Source organism: Vibrio aerogenes (assembly GCF_024346755.1).
GTDB lineage: Bacteria > Pseudomonadota > Gammaproteobacteria > Enterobacterales > Vibrionaceae > Vibrio > Vibrio aerogenes.
The window spans coordinates 557,820-574,181 of sequence record NZ_AP024862.1 but is presented as its reverse complement, the minus strand read 5'-3'; the positions used below and the strand labels follow the sequence as shown (position 1 = coordinate 574,181).

Below are 16,362 nucleotides of genomic sequence, written 5' to 3'. Positions count from 1 at the left end.
TGTGTCAGCCCTTGTTTTGTCGACCATTGTTCTGCCAGCCATTGCAATGTCATCTTGTACAGGTGATGCCATTTACCCCATATCATGTTCATGTAAACCCCCGATTAATTGCTGCCGGAGCTGCGGATATTCAGTCGCCGGTGAAAGCCAAATGGAAAGAAATGCATCACTGAATGATGGCTCATGAATCGCTCCCAGAAGTTGCCAGTCAGCCTGTGACGACTTCCGGTAATAAAACGTGCCCTGCTGATTTTCAATCACAAAGCTCAGCTCGTCTCCTTCGCTGACAGAAGGAAAAATGTCAGACAGAACCTGACTCCAGAGCCCGATATCTGCTTTGTTGTACCCAAGGTGCAGCCATTGTTCCTGCGTCGCTGCTAACAAATCTTTCGCATCAATATCGCGGTGATAAGTGATCTGCAGGGCCAGATTTTGCACCACGGGTTGTTTGTTCTCGTAAAAGCGGCCGTTTTCACTTCGCAGCTCTGAAGTATAGACATGAAATATAAACCAGCGCAGGTTTGCTTTCCCTACCGCCGGCCAGTGCTGCCAGCCTGTCACTGCAGCACTGTCATTGACAGCGACCTGACTCTGACGGATATCACCGGCAAAAGAATTGCCTGCAAAACCAAGGGTAATCCCGGTGAAAACAGGGGTAATTCCGGTGAAAACAAAGGTAATCCGGAGAAAAACAAACCACAATCTAGTCAGCAGACCGGTGGCTCTCTGCATGCAGGCTGTCATCTTGTTCCGCATGGATTTTAAGTACCGCATAAATAATCACTCCCCATTCCAGCCAGAGAATACTTAACGTGACCGGCAGTGAGTAACTCAACCCGACTGCACCAAGCCGCATTCCGGCGTAGTAACTTGCCATACCGGAACTGGCACCAAACAAAATCACAAATGGCAGTGGCCACTTTTGTAAAACAGGCACCAGATAACCACAGTAGCAGGCAAAGGCTACCCAAAGCGCGGCGAGCCAGCCGGGGAAACCGGAAACAGAAAACACCAGAATACCAAAGACAATGTTCAATCCGTCGATCATCAATCCCATGGCCAACACCCGCCGGCCAGTCAGCAACACCGATTTACGATACCGCCACAGCCATAACACCGCGATCATCAAAACTGCCCATAACTCAGTTTGCCATCGCGACTGACCGAGCACCGCAATCAGCCAGATCCCCTGAAAAATCAGTGAGACTAATACCAGTTCAGATGCTTTGACCGGCTTCATTGTTGCTTCTCAAACGTCATTTGCACGGTACTGATCCCCCGCGATAAAAATCCTCCTTCGCAGTAGCACAGGTAATATCGCCACATCCGGATAAACGACTCGTCATAACCCAGTGCCCTGACCTCCTCCAGACGCGATTCAAACCGCTCCCGCCAGTGATTGAGTGTGGTCGCATAATCCAGGCCAATATCTTTAATATCCCGGACCACCATGCGGCTGTGCCGGGTCATTTGTGTCAGTAAGGCAGTCACCGAGGGCAGAAAACCACCGGGAAAGACATACTTTTGAATAAAATCCACATTGCGTGCATAGTAATCCAGCCGCTGGTCCGCAATCGTGATCATCTGTAACGCCATCAGTCCACCCGGTTTAATCAGTGAATGACATTGCTGAATAAACACCGGCAGATAAGCTTTACCGACCGCTTCAATCATTTCAATCGACACCAGCTTATCAAACTGTCCTTCAAGACAGCGGTAATCCTGCTTCAGCAAAGTGACCTGTTCTTCCACTCCCGCGGCTTTCACAGCGGATTTGGCGTAATCATACTGGGCATCAGAAATTGTTGTGGTGGTCACCCGGCAACCATAGTGTTTCGCCATATAGACCGCCATCGCTCCCCATCCGGTGCCTATTTCCAGCACATGGTCAGATGCTTTCAGCTGAAGCTGTTCACATAAACGCCCCATCTTATGTTCCTGTGCTTCTTCAAGAGACGTGTTGTCATGCCGGAAAATCCCGCTCGAATAAAGCATCTTTTCATCCAGAAATAACCGGTACATTTCATTACCCAGATCATAATGCGCATGAATATTTTTTCTCGCCCGGTGAACCGAATTATTCTTCAGCCAGTGGGCCAGCTTATACAGCCGGGTGACCCACCATGACGATTGATCTTCAAACGCATCAAGCGCGTTCAGGTTCTGAGCCATCAGATGCATTACTTTGGTTAAATCATCCGCTTCCCACCAGCCATCAATATAAGCTTCAGCAGCTGCAATGCTGCCACCTTTCAGAATGCGTTTATATAAACCGGGATGATCGACACAGATATGCGCTTGCAGAGGCTGATTGTGCGCATCCCCGAAAACATATTGATGAGTGTGACCCGCTGGCGCGAAGCTTTCTTCAATGATCAGCGCACCGGTCTGAATCTGTTCAAGACAACGAAAAAGAATTGCTTTTGCGCCGGAGTCCATCCCGGACACTGCCTTTGCCTTACCCGGTAATAGCGTCTCTGTCATATCATTCTCTCCATGTTCTGTTGGGGTCTAGGGATGGTCATATACTGGTGCACCTTTTCTCCACAAACGAAATGCATGCCAGTAAATTCCCCACAAAATTTTCAGTGAAACAATGGGTGTTTTTGCCAGCAGTTTCAGAAATTGTTTATCTGAAAACGTAGTGCTTTTCATATTCAGGGTGGCATCAAACTCGGTTTCATCCCGGATACATTCAAGGTGAACCGTGAGTGTCCGGCCCGGACGTTTCAGCCGCCAGCGATATGTCTGATTCACCGGATTAAAAGGAGACACATGAAATGCTTTGGGGTGACAAATGTTCTCCGTACGTTGTGAGTCAGTCGTCAGCACGTAATAATGCCGTTCATTCCAGGGCGTGTTGCTGACTTCAGCCAGCATATACAGCCAGTTCCCCTGACGATCAAAAACATAGTAGAAATTTACCGGGCTGAAATAAATGCCCAGATAACGCAGGTGAATCAGTGCCATCACGCGGGTTTCATCAGGCACCAGGGCTGCACCAGTCTGTTGGTTTACACAATCAATCACAGCGGATTTCAACGGGCCGGTTCCCAGATAATCTTCCCGCCGGAACCGGGCCCAATGCCACCAGCGAAAACCAAATAACCTTAGTTTTTTACTGAGGACAGGCAATTCGTCCAGATCAATCCATGGCATAAATAAAGGATAATCCAGAGAGTGCGCTACGGGTGCATGACGCCGGTGCCGGACCCGGCCAATCATCAGCTGGCTGTTCAATCCTTCCATTATGCTGCCCCCTGTGAATGCATTGCAGCCAGTTCATTCAGGCCTCTGACCACATCCAGCGCACTTTTCACCCCGTCTTCATGAAATCCGTTGTACCAGTACGCACCACAATACCAGCTCCGGTTCACACCGCTGATCTCAGCTTTTCTCTGCTGAGCAGATATCGCCGCCGCATTAAAGACCGGGTGATGATAGGTCATACGCTGCAAAACTTTATCCGGATCAATCAGGGCGTCACTATTAAGGCTGACACAAAATGTCACAGGCGCATCAATATGCTGAAGAATATTCATGTTGTAAGTCAGCACCGGGCGTTCTGCTTCATCCGGTGAGCCTTGTCCGGACAACGGATCCGCACCAAGCAGGTAATTCCATGAGGCCCACGCTTCAGGGGTTCTCGGCAGCAACGATGTGTCGGTATGCAATGTCACCTGATTCGCCTGATAAGCCATGGCCGGTAAAACTTCCTGCTCTGCCGGGCTGGCATCATCCAGCATGCGGCAGGCCTGATCACTGTGACAGGCAAAAACCACCTCATCATATCTTTCACGGGTCTCTGCGGTTATCACTTCCACATGGGTTGCAAAGCGTTTCACCGATATCACCGGGCTGTTGAGCCGGATCTGGTCTCTGAAATGTTTCACCATGGGCTCAATGTACGTCCGCGACCCGCCCCGAATCACATACCACTGCGGGCGGTCGGTCACATCCAGCAAACCGTGATTCAAAAAGAAACGCAAAAAAAAGGCCAGCGGCAACGCGCGCATGTCGGCAATGGTTGAAGACCAGATTGCGGCCCCCATAGGTAATATGTAGTGCTCTCCAAAGTACGCTGAGAAATGATTTTGCCGGAGAAACTCTCCCAGCGTCTGCGATTCGGCTTCCTTCAGCCGGGTCCGGTAAAACCGTTTCGCCAGACGGTTAAAGCGCAGAATCTCATAGATAAAGGCATAAAATCCCGGACGGAACAGATTACGCTTCTGCGCAAACAACGTGCGCAGGGTATGCCCGTTATATTCCAGACCTGACTTCTGGTTACTGACGCTGAAGCTCATCTGGGTCGGCACTCTTTCCACCGCCAGTTCATCCATCAGCTGCATAAAATTGGGATATGTTTTGTCATTACAGACAATGAATCCGGTATCGACGGCATAATTCTGACCATCCACTTCCACATCAACGGTTGCCGTGTGCCCCCCAATATAATCATTGGCTTCATAAACCGTCACCTGATGATCACGGCTGAGGTGATAACCGCAGGTCAGTCCTGAAATACCTGAGCCGATAATTGCAATTTTCATTTTTATTGTCCTTATGTGCGGGTTAAGCGACGCACAATCCATTGCTGAGTGTCATGCGGCAGCAGCCCGATAAACCGCAACATACCGGTAAACAGACGCGGAAAAAAAATCCGCGACTTTCTCTTCGCCAAAGCGACCTGAATCGCTTTTGATGCCGCCTGAACGGAAATACACATCGGCATGGCAAAGGTATTTTTCTGTGTGAGCGGTGTGTCGACAAAACCCGGTGAGATCAAAGAAAGATCAATATGCTTCTCATGCCAGTCGAGCCGTAGTGCAGAGAGAAAGTAGTCAAGTGCTGCTTTTGATGCCCCGTAAGCCTCAGAGCGGGGCAATGGCACCACGCTGGCAACAGAACTGATCACCGCAACATGATTTCCGCTTTTCAGATAATCCTGTGCAGCCTGCAGGCAGTGGACGACACCAAAGAAATTGACAGCCATGACTCTTTGGCATAGTTCACTGTCTATCCGTCCGTTATCAATGTATTCACAGTCACCGGCGCTGAAAATCCACAGATCAGGCACATTTGACAATGTGGCAAAAGCGGCTGCCACGGCTTCATATTGCGTGACATCAAAACACAGCGTACTGATCCCCGGATGAGAAGCTTTCAGTGCTTCAAGGCGGGACGCATTTCTGCCACACGCGACAACCAGCCAGCCTTCTTTTGCATAATCGGTCGCCAGCTGTTGCCCTATCCCTGATGTTGCACCTGTAATTAACACAGTTCTCATTGGCTCAGCCTCTGTTTTAATTGCCTGACGGCCCAGCCAACCAGTGGTACATGCTCATAGAGCATGCTGCCCAAATCGAAATAATCACGATGATACTTAACCAGTCCATCTGAAAACTGAATCTGACTCACCCCATGCACTTCTACTGGTTGCCCCTTATTGAGCTTTGTATGAATAAAGACCATTTTCCAGGTCACAAAACCAATATCCTGCTGCTGAAACTGTTCTTTGATGTAAAAATGGCACCCGGTCACATTCTCGAACAGATGCTGAAAATATTGCTCAAGAGAATCGAGACCCTGCACACGATGCGCCGGGTCCTCGAATACGACTTCCGGATGATAAATCTCTGCCAACAGCGCCAGCGTAGACGCATTCAGTTTCTGATATGTTTCAGCAAAAAATTGCACGTCCATAAGCGCCCCAGGGTTATACAAAATAACTATTTGTATAATTTAGTATACCTTTCATAGTTATACAAATTTGAATTTGTATAAGTTTGCTAAGATGGCAGGAAACAGACGAAGAGATAGTGATGCTTCAAAATCTGTTCCGGCCAACCTGTTCCTGTATACGACATGAGACATTGAAAAGATCAACAAACAGAACGACTTTGTTCACAAAGCCATCTCTTTGTCCATGACAATCTGCAATAACCCCAGCATTAAAAGTATAAAAAATATACAGTTTTTTGATCCATCCCTGACTCCCTGCCCGTTCATTCCGATACCATTTCCTTCAACATCACCTTAAGAAACATATCACCTTAATTAACAGCACTACCTTAAGAAACAGCGACCACCGGAAGAAGCTATATCATCGTAAAAAACCACATCATCGTAAGAAACAGCACGAACACGAGGGAAACATGAATCATATTATATGCAATAAAATCGGTATTCGTTATCCAATCATTCAGGGGCCGATGGCATGGGCCTCTGATAGTCGTCTGGCAGCCAGTGTTTCAAACGCGGGTGGACTGGGGATCATGGGACTGGGCTTTTGTCCGCCAGAAGTGGTTGAAACTGAAATCCAATCAGCTAAGTCACTCACCAGCGCTCCTTTTGGCCTCAATATCATTACCTGTCTGCCGGACGCCAAAAAATTACTTGAGATCACCCTGAAAGAAAATATCCGGGTAGTCGAGCTGGAAACATTCCCAGATTTTTACCATACGCTGAAAGAATATACTCAGGCATTGCATGCCAATGGCGTCACTGTGATTGGTAAAGTTGCTTCTGTTGAAGAAGCCAGCGTTTATGAAGCCGCCGGCGTTGATTTTGTCGCCGTTAAAGGCTGCGATGGTGGTGGCCATATTTTCGGCTTCACCGGTACTTTCACCCTGATTCCGCAAGTCGTTGATGCTGTCTCCATTCCGGTCATTAACTCCAGTGGCGTTGCAGACGGACGCGGCGTCGCGGCGTCGCTGATGCTCGGTGCTGCAGGCGTTGAAGTCGGCAGTCGTTTCCTTCTGGCACAAGAGTGCCCGATTCATGACAATTACAAAAATGCGATCATTGCCGCTCAGGAAGGCGATACCGTTCTGACGGGCGTGATGGCTTGTGATGGTGTCAGGGGAATCAGTAATCCGCTGACAGACGAAATGCTGCGGGTTGAGCGGGAACTTCCGCCCGAAGAAGCCGCAGAAAAGATCCGCGAAATGGGGCGTGGGGTACTGCGTCAGGCGGCGGTTGAAGGAGACGTGACCCATGGCAGCCTGGTCGTCGGGCAGAATCTGGGCCTGTTAAATCAAATTGAACCGGCCAGCGTCATTATGGAAGACCTGATCGGAGGTTATCTGCGGGTTGCTGCTGCCACTCAGCATTAAAGCTAACCGCAGAATACGGCCGGATTATGCGTTGCTCGGTCAATCATTCACTGGTATTTGAATCAATATATAACACCGGTACTTTAATATTCTCCGTGACCGGATTACCTTCAAACTTGTCGTACATTGCGTACACCGCCCGGTAGCCGATATCAAATGGTAACTGGGCGATATAACCCTCAATCTTCCCTTTCTTCAGCGCTTCTGTGATTATGGTGTCCTGATCGAAACCAATATGCACAACATCACGTTTGTAATCAATCGCTTCACGGGCCTGCAGCACAGCAATTGTTGTCGTATCATTCGGAGTGAAAATACCATCGACCGGCCCAAGTTCTGACAAAGTTTTTGCCGCAATGGCGGTTGCATCCCCGACCCGGGTTCCCAGATACCCGGAAGAGATCACTTTCAATCCGGCACTTTGTGCGCCTTTCAAAAAACCGGCTTCACGCGCATCTGTAGAAACAACCCCTTTTTCTAACCGGAACAACACGACTTTCCCCTGTCCTTTCAGGGCTGCCGACATTTTTTTGGCCGCCAGCACACCTGCGGCTTCATTATCCGTTTTCACTGACAGAAGCCGATCGCCACCGGTATCCCGGTCCACATAAATCACCGGTATCTGTTGCGCTTTGAGCCGGGCGACATCAGCATTGCGCGCTTGATCAGAAGGTGCAATCAGCACGCCCCGACAGTGGTGCTTATCAAGCAGGCTGTCCAGAATAAACTTTTGCCCGGATGTATCTTTATCATTGACCGTCCCTCTGGCGTAAACATTCATACCCAGCTCTTTCCCGGCCAGCCGGGCACCATTAATCATCTTTGCCCAGAATTGCCGGCTGTCGCTGCCGGAGATCACCATCGCAATGCAGTTATCTGTTTTCGGTGCGGCGCCCAATACCGTTGCGGGTAAGCATGAACCGAGAAACGTTATCAGCAAAAATACATATTTCATCACTATGATTCCGTTTGTTGATCTCAATGAGAGTATAGACAACCCCATGAACCAGAGCCTGTTGACCTGAATCAGTGCTTCTGATTGTCGTTTACTCAGGCAGATATTCAGGAGAGGAAACATCAGAGGACTCAGGATCTAAAATCCCACAATTAACACCTTCCCCTGTGCCAGATGCCAGAGTTCGCAGGAAAAGTCGATCCGCTTATCGGCTGGACGATCATAGAGTGCTTCTAATTTTGCAAATGCTTCATTGATAAAACTGACTTGTTTCAGACGCAGGCTTTTATGCGACACAGAATCGAGAAAAGTCACAGAGGCATCCGCCAGAATACGCTCGCAGGTATCAAACATTTCTTTCCCGACGACCCGTTCGCGCACAGCCTGTTGCAATGTGGTCACCGGAATATTCTGATTCGCGGCAGCAAAGACACAAACAGCATATAAATCGAGCACCATCGCGGCCCGCGGACGCTGATTTTCCTCATCCTGATAAACCGCCAGCATGCCGGGTAATTTGCTTTCATCAAACGATTGCGTCCGGATTCGGTGTAGTACTAACTCGTTATGAATTTGCCGCTTTAACAGTTTTTCCATCCACTCCAGTTTTGGCAGTGCCAGCTCTTTCTGGACTTCAACCACATCATCCAGCGCTTTCTCACTCTCTTCAGCGCCCTGCACCAAAGGCAATAAATACCGGTGCAGCTCGGAGTCATCAAACGGCTTGGTCAGAACAAAGCTGGCACCGGCATCCAGCGCCTGCTGAATCCGGGCTGGTTCGTCCACGGTCGTAATCATGGCGACCTTTACAGGAAACTGACGGGCTGTGATTTCCTGTATCAGTTCCAGTCCATTTTTTCCCGGCATATGCCAGTCTGTCAGCACAATTTCCGGATGCCAGTTTTCAATCATCTCCAGTGCCTGTTCCGCACTGGCCGTTTTTTCAATCGATAAATGGCGATAACCAAAACAAGCCAGCGAGCGCCGGACAATTTCCAGTGTTGCCAGACTGTCGTCAACAATCAGAATTTTCACGCATAGCCCATATTTATTCATATGTTGAATGGATTATAGGCATATTTTTAACCGACGACTAAACTTAACCGGACGAGCTGACGATCCAATCAGCAGCTTTGAGAAGGTGATCATCCTGACCGGGGACTGTTGATGTTTTGACGACCAATGTTGCTCAACCTGAAAACATGCCGGGCAAGGCATGAAAAGAGAAAAAATAACGAGAGGAATCAATGATGGATATAAATTTCTCCGGATTATCAACCGAGTTTTTGCTCGCTCTGGCGGTCGATCTGGGATTGTTCTTTTTCCTTCTGTTATTTGTCATTCTGGTTTTCATCATCCGTGAATTTCGCCGCTTCTCACAAACGTTTCATCAGGAAAACTCGCGGCAGGAAGAAACCGTGGCGATGTGTCGTCAGTCCATCGAAAGAGCCCTGAACTTTGTTGACCAACACGGTGAAACCCTCCATGAACTGATTCAGACCCAAAAAGTACTGGAAGAGCAAATCACAGCCCTGCACGGTAAAAATATGACGGCCGCTGAACAAGCGTCTGTTGATGATCTGAATGAGCAGCTTTCTCACTCCCGTGAACTGATCGGACAGCTGAAAAATAATCTGGACAGAACGGTCCAGGGGCTGCGTCGCGCCAAAGATAAACTCAGCAAAAACAAAGAAACCATGGACAGCCTGCGGCAGGAAAAAGAAATGCTTGAACAAAACTTTGACCAGCTGGAGAAGGAATACGTCAAACTCAGCAGTAACACAGAAAAAAATACCGCCGGACAGTTTCAGCGCGAAAAAGAAACCCTGCTGACCCATCTGGAAAAGCTCAAAGAACGAGTCACGGAACTGGAGCAGCAGGGAGAAGATCAATCGTCACTGCTGGAGCAAACAAAACAGCAGCTGCACCATACACAAAAAGAGAAAGACTTTATCGAGAAAAAATATCTTGAGCTGGTCAGTGAAAAAAATCAGTCAGAGTGAGGCCATCATTCAAAGCCCGACACTTTGGCAGGCCACCTGATGAAACTCATTGATCACCAGATCGCTTTGCTCCGTTTTTCCCCAATGCCAGACATCCTCACTTTCAACCCCCGCATAACCCATCTGCCAGTCCGGAAAAATCCGGGTTTCCCGGTAACCGGAAAACAGCATTTCAACATCAGAATGCCGTTCATCGGCTGAAATATTCCGGTAAAGCTGATCAATGGCAGCTTCGTCGCCTTCGATATATTGATAAAAACCATTAAAATGAGAAATTAAATATCCCGTAATACCAAATTTTTTATTTTCTCTGCGGGATACTTCAAGAATTTCATGAATATTGACTTCGGTGATTTTCGCTTTGCTGGAATAGAACAGGTATTTATATGTCATTTGTTTTTTTTCCTTTCATACATTTCAGAGTCAGCCTGATGCATTGTTTTCAACAAACTCGACGTCTCATTTACATGCCGGCCAACACTAAAAGATAAATTGTATTTTTGAATGCACGCCTGATTCCGGACCCTCAATATCACATCATCGATATCAATATCATCCCGCAGAATAATGACAATAAATTCATCACCACCGTAGCGGAATAACAGATCAGTCAGCCGGAACGATTGCTTCAGCGCTTTGGCAAAACTGACGATCATGTCATTGCCATATTCATGGCCGAATGTATCATTCGCCTGTTTCATGTTATCGATATCAAAAAAATACAAGGTAAAATCTTTCTTATTCAGCTCATGCTCTAAGGTTTTCAGATAATTAAAATTAAACAAGCCTGTCAGATGATCGGTATAACAGCCATGATGCTCGAGTTGAACTAACACGGATAACAATTCCAGATACCTTTCTATCAGTAACTGAAACTGTTCTTTTTCAGGGATATCCGGGAACATAAGACTATTCAGAACATCGGTCACAATATTGAATTTTGCCAGAAGACTCTCGTTAAAAAGCTCAGGAACATGATCCAGATAAGACGCTTTTCTTCCGGAAACAAAAAACTCTTTTACTTCATAGCAAAATATTTTCTTCTTTATGGCAAGATCATGAGTCATTGGCCGCCAACCCGGCTGAATTGTTACAAGCTTACAACAACAAATGGTTTATCTGTAACCAGAATATAGTCAATACACGCTGACTATGGAAGGAGCCACTGACCTTTTGTGTTCATTTTTACTGCAATTTGTTCGTGATTTATACGACTTGTCATGAACACGGAGCTGAATTGAGACGATCCGTCATGAAAGCAATGCCACGAAAATAATTTCACGAAAGCAATGCCACAGAAACAAAAATACGGGCGGTGAAATCACCGCCCGTTGTGATCACGAACTTCAATGCCTCAGAGTCAACACGAAGCACATTCAGAAACAGTGATTCAGCGTTTAGCACAGAAACCGACCGAAGAAACACTGGCTCCTGCTTTTAAGGTCTTGTTCCAGTCGACCCCACTCAGGGTCAGTGTTGCGCCATCCTGCGTCCATTCAGCGTTATAAACGTTACTGACTGTTCCTTCAATATCGAGCGCCACTTGCCATGCCACACTGCTTTGTCCCTGATTCGTGACATTGACATCCGCGCAATAACCGGTTTTCCAGTCATCTTTAATCGTCAGAGAAGCACTGAGCTCTCCGCCACCGGTTGTGGAACCAGAGCCTGTCGAACCCGTCCCACCGGCGGGATAATCACCGGCTTCAAGCATTTTGGCGGCGTATCGTTTCCCCATTTCAATCACAGAAAAGGTACTCCAGTGTAAATGATCACTCCGATCCCCCAGCACAGTACCGTCAGGCATCGGACCGGATGAAACCCAGTCAGCATTTTCAATAGCGTCCGGTAAACGATGCACCAGAGGATTATGCGCGGTAGCACAACATCCGGTTCTTGGCAGTTCACCGGCAATAAAAGGCACTTCTGCCGGATCAAGGTTCAAATCTTTTCTCAGGTGAGTGACAAACTGCCGGACATACTCAACCCAGGTTTCCTGCCCGGCGTTGGTTTCTCCCTGATGGAAGATAATGCCTTTAATCACCCCGACTTTCTGGGCTTTTTTCGCCAGATCTAAAATCCACGGATACATCGGCGTCGTGCCGTTCACCACCGGCGCGCCGGTAATATCCCCATAAGGCGGTTTACACAGATTGAAATCAGCACAGTTTGGCAGCATTGCCCGGATATCCGCGCCTCCGTATGAAGCACCAACAATGCCAATCGTCACATTCTCCCCTTCAGCCTCAGCCATTGTCACTGCAAAAGTATCGACCGGGCTCAGGCCTATCGGCCCATAGGTTCCATCCGGCTTCTGGCGATTCCCTTCTTTGCAGCGGGTCACCGGCTGAAAATGACCACGCCACGTCCCGTAAGCGTATGCAGAATCACTGCAATTCTGACTTTGCAGCACCCGCACACGCGGATGTGAAATGGGGGTTTCAGGCAAATGGGCAGCCCCCTGCATATTCGACTGGCCCAGCGCCAGATAAATGTGAAAATCAGGGTCGGGAGCAGCCTGAGTGCATACCGGCAACAGTGCCATGCTCAACACACCGGCCAGCAAGGGTAATTTATTCATATCATCGGTCCTGTTTATTGGTTTTAATATTATTCAACTACATATTCACATAGATGCATATGTAGTTGAACTAAAATAGGGATGAACGATATCGAATGCAAATCATAACGGGATAATTTAAGAGCTACTTCTCAAACTCAGACGCAAAATTACCCCATCACGATGACTACGCGGCCATTGCCCGTGATTTTCTGTCACTTCCGTGTGGTCGTTGCATCTATCACAAACCGCGATAATGCCTGCAGCAATATAGAAAAACGTTGCGCTTCAATGTTTCCTTCAGACGGTGTTAACCAGGTCGCATTGACTTCAAGCTGAATTGCCGGGACACCCGCTTTTGCCGCAAATTTGGTGATCGTTTGATGAGAGGAAGCCGCAAACCGGTTGAGTGATAAGCTGTTAATGCCATCAGTCTTCAGTCGATAGATGAGCTGGCGGAGTAATTCAGGATGGCCGGACAGAGAGGCACCGTTCATGGTTCCCAAATCAATATCATAAGACCGGTAAGGATGACTGCCATGAATATCCAGCAGCAATACAGGCTTAACCGACTGAATCAAATCCGATAAGGCGGTTTTAAAGGCATTGTCATCATAATAATTGGGATCAGACGGCCCTTCATAAGTGGTATAAACCACCGAGGCACCCGTTTGCTCCCCCAGCGCTAATGCCAGCGCAGCCGTTCCGCCACCATCGGAAAAACGGCGTTTTCCTTCACGAAGTGGCCGGGTTGCATGAGGGGCGGTAATAATCACCGGCACCGTCCCGTGAACCACCTCAAACCAGTTTTTACCTTGCGGCAACGCCACATTTTCCCGGCTGTTTAATAATTTCTCGGTCTGAATCGCCTGTGTCACCTGTGCCGGAGCGATCAAGGCCCGCTCAGGAAGTCCCTCGGGCCCCCGTCTTGCCAGCACCGAAGGCGCCAGAAAAACGGATGCGGTGAAACAAAGTAGTGTGATGTGACGGTTGTATTTTCTGAAATGCATAAGATCACCTGTTGGATTGAAAGTTTTACCATACGAACTTATATGCACCTGAGCCAATACTCAAATCATTCATGTGAGAACTGAGTGAAAAACATGTTCATAAAAACATGTTCATAAATACAGCCAAATGAAACATAAATTTCATTTTAATCCGGTTTCGTTCCATAAAACGAAATGAAAACCGGTCATTCAGGCCAAACCAGGATTTGAAGAGATATTTTTTAGAATAAAATTTTCGTTTCGATCACAAAATGGAAAAAACAAAACACAACCATTAACATTAATTTAACTTTCGTCACAGTTAGAAAACATTCAAATCGTTAGTTTTATAAACAGGGAACGCCACATGCTCAACACAATAAAACAGTTCCCGGCGCTGAGCCTTCGTCCGGACATCATGATGGTGATGGCAGACAAAAGCCGGCACAACATCCAATAACAACTCTCCGAGGCATCGGTAAAGTCTCTTCAACCAGGGGAATGAGAATATGAAAGGATTTTTGAGAATTTTCACTTACGCGATTGCAGCTTTCGCTTTTCTTACAGGTGCACAAGCGGTTGCAAAAGAGCCCACGATTATCGTCGTCACTCACGGACAGGCATCGGATCCATTCTGGTCCATTGTCAAAAATGGCGCGATGCAGGCCGGTAAAGACATGCATGTCCGGGTCCAATACCGGGCACCGGAAACTTTCGATATGGTGCAAATGGGAAACCTGATCGAAGCCGCCGTGAACCAGAATCCGGCCGGGATTGTGGTTTCCAATCCGGATCCGGAAGCTTTAGGTCCGGCAATTCGTAAAGCAGTCAACGCAGGCATTCCGGTCATTTCCATTAACTCAGGCATGGATGCGGCCAAAAAACTCGGTATCTTACTCCATGTCGGTCAGGATGAATTTGTCGCCGGAAAAGCCGTCGGTGAAGAACTGAAAAAACTCGGCAGAAAGCATGTTATCTGTGTCAACCAGGAAGTCGGTAACGTCTCCCTTGATCAGCGTTGTCGTGGTGTGAGCGCCGGTTTTGGCTCGGAAGTGAAAGTCTTGCCGACAACCACAGATCCGGCTGAAACCCAGTCCAAAATCCGCGCAGCTCTGTCAAGTAATCAAGCCATTGATACCATTGTTAGCCTGAGTGCACCTCTTGTTGGTGAACCAGCAGTTGCAGCGGTCGAAAGTATCGGTCAGCAAGATCGGGTGAAAGTCGTCAGTTTCGACCTCTCTTCCGGCTTCCTGAAAGATGTCGCTGAAGGCAAAGCACTGTTTGCTGTTGACCAGCAACCCTTCCTGCAAGGTTATCTGCCTGTCTCCTTCCTGGCATTAAATGCAAGCTACAAAACCATGCCTGCCGGCAATGTACCATCGGGTCCCGGTTTTGTGACCCAAAAAGATGCAGCCAAGGTGATCGAATTATCCGCAAGAGGTATCCGGTAATCATCACCAGCCACGTCGTGGCCGCGGGATAACTCAGCGGTCACGTCCGGGGGATTTCGTTCGCAATTGAGCCGGTTGACGACCATCAATCACTGGCTATGGAGCAGGAGCACGCATTATGAATTCAGTTTTATCAACATCGACCAAGGCTGACACGCCCGCAGAAACGGTGCCACAGCCCTCACCTTCTTCAGAAACACCATCAGGTGATGAACGGGTGAAAAAAGTATCACTACTGACCGCACTGATTCGCCGTCCCGAACTCGGTGCCATGACCGGATTGATTCTGGTCACCATTTTCTTCCTTATTTTTGCTGATTCGGCCATGTTTACCCTGTCAGGGCTGATGAACTTTATGGTTCCGGCATCTCAGCTGGGTATTCTGGCGATTGGCGCCGCACTGCTGATGATCGGCGGTGAGTTTGATCTCTCTCTGGGTTCCATGGTGGCATTTGCCGGGCTTATTTTCGGGACAGCGCTGGTGGTGCTGAACTTACCGCTCGGGCTGGCGCTGATTGTCACTTTTGCCTGTGCCATTGCTTTTGGCACCCTGAATGCGCAGATTGTTCTCAGAACCGGGCTGCCCTCTTTTATTGTCACCCTGGCTTTTTTGTTTATTTTGCGCGGCCTGACACTGGTTGGCTTAAAAATGGCCAGTGGTGGTTCCACACAGTTGCGGGGCTTTCGCGAAGCGGCCGGTGACAGCTTTTTGGTTCACCTGTTTTCAGGCGATGCATTTACCGGCTTGTTCCGCTGGGCGGCAGATCAGGGCTGGATTGATACCTTCCCGAATGGCACGCCGATGGTGACCGGCGTACCGGTCGAAATTCTCTGGTTTTTTGGTCTGACCATTCTGGCAACCTGGATCCTGCTCAGAACCCGTTTCGGCAACTGGATTTTCGCTGCCGGTGGCGATCCGAAGGCCGCACGTAACTCAGGTGTTCCGGTCAACCGGGTGAAAACCATATTATTCATTTTTGTCGCCGTATGTGCCACGTTAGTTGCCGTATTAACCGTGATGGATGTCGGCTCAACCGATGCCCGGCGTGGTTTCCAGAAAGAATTTGAAGCCATCATTGCTGCGGTTATCGGCGGCTGTCTGCTGACGGGTGGTTATGGCTCGGCAATCGGGGCTTTCTTCGGTTCGATTATTTTCGGCATGGTGATGATCGGGCTCAGTTACACCAGTATCGATCAGGACTGGTATCTGGTTTTCCTTGGCGGCATGTTACTGCTGGCCGTGATCTTCAACAATATTGTCCGTAAACGTGTCACAGGAGAGCGATAAG

General features: G+C 48.3%; 17 protein-coding genes. 4 read left to right on the top strand and 13 right to left on the bottom strand.

The features are described 5' to 3' along the window. Window positions 1-72 precede the first annotated feature (72 nt). The 7 genes from OCV29_RS20205 to OCV29_RS20175 are packed head-to-tail and all read right to left on the bottom strand — an operon-like array spanning window position 73 to window position 5,703. A complete protein-coding gene (locus tag OCV29_RS20205; protein ID WP_175561504.1) occupies window positions 73-732 on the bottom strand; it encodes a chalcone isomerase family protein in 660 nt (219 codons plus the stop codon). After that, the gene (locus tag OCV29_RS20200) at window positions 704-1,240 is read right to left on the bottom strand and encodes a DUF2878 domain-containing protein (RefSeq protein WP_073602194.1); all 537 of its coding nucleotides are present in this window, start codon (window positions 1,238-1,240) and stop codon (window positions 704-706) included. Before OCV29_RS20200 ends, OCV29_RS20205 begins: the two co-directional genes overlap by 29 nt. Next, window positions 1,237-2,484 (bottom strand): SAM-dependent methyltransferase, encoded by a 1,248-nt coding sequence (locus OCV29_RS20195; RefSeq protein ID WP_073602193.1) that lies wholly within the window; start codon window positions 2,482-2,484, stop codon window positions 1,237-1,239. Before OCV29_RS20195 ends, OCV29_RS20200 begins: the two co-directional genes overlap by 4 nt. Window positions 2,485-2,511: 27 nt before the next feature. Then, window positions 2,512-3,249: a DUF1365 domain-containing protein gene (locus OCV29_RS20190; RefSeq protein ID WP_073602192.1), complete on the bottom strand. Its 738-nt coding sequence runs from the start codon at window positions 3,247-3,249 to the stop codon at window positions 2,512-2,514. Next, a complete protein-coding gene (locus OCV29_RS20185) occupies window positions 3,249-4,550 on the bottom strand; it encodes an NAD(P)/FAD-dependent oxidoreductase (RefSeq protein ID WP_073602191.1) in 1,302 nt (433 codons plus the stop codon). The genes OCV29_RS20190 and OCV29_RS20185 overlap by 1 nt, the downstream gene beginning before the upstream one ends. An 11-nt stretch (window positions 4,551-4,561) precedes the next feature. After that, a complete protein-coding gene (locus OCV29_RS20180; RefSeq protein ID WP_073602190.1) occupies window positions 4,562-5,287 on the bottom strand; it encodes an SDR family NAD(P)-dependent oxidoreductase in 726 nt (241 codons plus the stop codon). Beyond that, window positions 5,284-5,703, bottom strand: coding sequence for a nuclear transport factor 2 family protein (locus OCV29_RS20175; RefSeq protein WP_073602189.1), 420 nt, complete (start codon window positions 5,701-5,703; stop codon window positions 5,284-5,286). Before OCV29_RS20175 ends, OCV29_RS20180 begins: the two co-directional genes overlap by 4 nt. Window positions 5,704-6,155: 452 nt before the next feature. Here OCV29_RS20175 and OCV29_RS20170 point away from each other — a divergent pair, with 452 nt between their 5' ends. After that, complete coding sequence (locus OCV29_RS20170; RefSeq protein ID WP_073602188.1) at window positions 6,156-7,115, top strand: NAD(P)H-dependent flavin oxidoreductase; 960 nt, start codon at window positions 6,156-6,158, stop codon at window positions 7,113-7,115. Between the two features lie 43 nt (window positions 7,116-7,158). Here OCV29_RS20170 and OCV29_RS20165 read toward each other — a convergent pair whose 3' ends face one another. Both OCV29_RS20165 and OCV29_RS20160 read right to left on the bottom strand, forming a co-directional pair. Next, a complete protein-coding gene (locus OCV29_RS20165) occupies window positions 7,159-8,070 on the bottom strand; it encodes an ABC transporter substrate-binding protein (RefSeq protein ID WP_175561503.1) in 912 nt (303 codons plus the stop codon). A gap of 138 nt (window positions 8,071-8,208) precedes the next feature. Continuing rightward, window positions 8,209-9,105: a response regulator gene (locus OCV29_RS20160; RefSeq protein WP_073602187.1), complete on the bottom strand. Its 897-nt coding sequence runs from the start codon at window positions 9,103-9,105 to the stop codon at window positions 8,209-8,211. A gap of 212 nt (window positions 9,106-9,317) precedes the next feature. Between OCV29_RS20160 and OCV29_RS20155 the strand changes: the two genes are divergently transcribed. Next, window positions 9,318-10,073, top strand: a complete 756-nt coding sequence (locus OCV29_RS20155) for a coiled-coil domain-containing protein (protein ID WP_139281493.1) — start codon at window positions 9,318-9,320, stop codon at window positions 10,071-10,073. A gap of 9 nt (window positions 10,074-10,082) precedes the next feature. Here the strand turns inward: OCV29_RS20155 and OCV29_RS20150 are convergent, their stop codons facing one another. From OCV29_RS20150 to OCV29_RS20135, 4 genes are all read right to left on the bottom strand, one after another. Beyond that, window positions 10,083-10,466: a BLUF domain-containing protein gene (locus tag OCV29_RS20150; protein ID WP_073602185.1), complete on the bottom strand. Its 384-nt coding sequence runs from the start codon at window positions 10,464-10,466 to the stop codon at window positions 10,083-10,085. Beyond that, window positions 10,463-11,140, bottom strand: a complete 678-nt coding sequence (locus OCV29_RS20145; protein WP_073602184.1) for a GGDEF domain-containing protein — start codon at window positions 11,138-11,140, stop codon at window positions 10,463-10,465. Before OCV29_RS20145 ends, OCV29_RS20150 begins: the two co-directional genes overlap by 4 nt. A gap of 323 nt (window positions 11,141-11,463) precedes the next feature. Beyond that, complete coding sequence (locus tag OCV29_RS20140; protein WP_073602183.1) at window positions 11,464-12,654, bottom strand: sialate O-acetylesterase; 1,191 nt, start codon at window positions 12,652-12,654, stop codon at window positions 11,464-11,466. A 194-nt stretch (window positions 12,655-12,848) separates the two neighbouring features. Continuing rightward, window positions 12,849-13,643, bottom strand: a complete 795-nt coding sequence (locus OCV29_RS20135; RefSeq protein ID WP_073602182.1) for an N-formylglutamate amidohydrolase — start codon at window positions 13,641-13,643, stop codon at window positions 12,849-12,851. Window positions 13,644-14,131: 488 nt separating this feature from the next. Between OCV29_RS20135 and OCV29_RS20130 the strand changes: the two genes are divergently transcribed. Both OCV29_RS20130 and OCV29_RS20125 read left to right on the top strand, forming a co-directional pair. Next, entirely contained in the window at window positions 14,132-15,073 is a 942-nt protein-coding gene (locus OCV29_RS20130; protein ID WP_073602181.1) for a sugar ABC transporter substrate-binding protein, read from the top strand. 118 nt (window positions 15,074-15,191) lie between these two features. After that, window positions 15,192-16,361: an ABC transporter permease gene (locus tag OCV29_RS20125; protein ID WP_084193177.1), complete on the top strand. Its 1,170-nt coding sequence runs from the start codon at window positions 15,192-15,194 to the stop codon at window positions 16,359-16,361. The last annotated feature ends 1 nt before the right edge of the window (window position 16,362 follow it).

Coding starts and splice junctions, on each gene's coding strand:
- OCV29_RS20125 (WP_084193177.1), top strand. CDS start 15,192: ATGAATTCAGTTTTATCAACATCGACCAAGGCTGACACGCCCGCAGAA.
- OCV29_RS20205 (WP_175561504.1), bottom strand. CDS start 732: ATGCAGAGAGCCACCGGTCTGCTGACTAGATTGTGGTTTGTTTTTCTC.
- OCV29_RS20150 (WP_073602185.1), bottom strand. CDS start 10,466: ATGACATATAAATACCTGTTCTATTCCAGCAAAGCGAAAATCACCGAA.
- OCV29_RS20180 (WP_073602190.1), bottom strand. CDS start 5,287: ATGAGAACTGTGTTAATTACAGGTGCAACATCAGGGATAGGGCAACAG.
- OCV29_RS20130 (WP_073602181.1), top strand. CDS start 14,132: ATGAAAGGATTTTTGAGAATTTTCACTTACGCGATTGCAGCTTTCGCT.
- OCV29_RS20190 (WP_073602192.1), bottom strand. CDS start 3,249: ATGGAAGGATTGAACAGCCAGCTGATGATTGGCCGGGTCCGGCACCGG.
- OCV29_RS20155 (WP_139281493.1), top strand. CDS start 9,318: ATGATGGATATAAATTTCTCCGGATTATCAACCGAGTTTTTGCTCGCT.
- OCV29_RS20135 (WP_073602182.1), bottom strand. CDS start 13,643: ATGCATTTCAGAAAATACAACCGTCACATCACACTACTTTGTTTCACC.
- OCV29_RS20175 (WP_073602189.1), bottom strand. CDS start 5,703: ATGGACGTGCAATTTTTTGCTGAAACATATCAGAAACTGAATGCGTCT.
- OCV29_RS20185 (WP_073602191.1), bottom strand. CDS start 4,550: ATGAAAATTGCAATTATCGGCTCAGGTATTTCAGGACTGACCTGCGGT.
- OCV29_RS20170 (WP_073602188.1), top strand. CDS start 6,156: ATGAATCATATTATATGCAATAAAATCGGTATTCGTTATCCAATCATT.
- OCV29_RS20165 (WP_175561503.1), bottom strand. CDS start 8,070: ATGAAATATGTATTTTTGCTGATAACGTTTCTCGGTTCATGCTTACCC.
- OCV29_RS20200 (WP_073602194.1), bottom strand. CDS start 1,240: ATGAAGCCGGTCAAAGCATCTGAACTGGTATTAGTCTCACTGATTTTT.
- OCV29_RS20140 (WP_073602183.1), bottom strand. CDS start 12,654: ATGAATAAATTACCCTTGCTGGCCGGTGTGTTGAGCATGGCACTGTTG.
- OCV29_RS20145 (WP_073602184.1), bottom strand. CDS start 11,140: ATGACTCATGATCTTGCCATAAAGAAGAAAATATTTTGCTATGAAGTA.
- OCV29_RS20195 (WP_073602193.1), bottom strand. CDS start 2,484: ATGACAGAGACGCTATTACCGGGTAAGGCAAAGGCAGTGTCCGGGATG.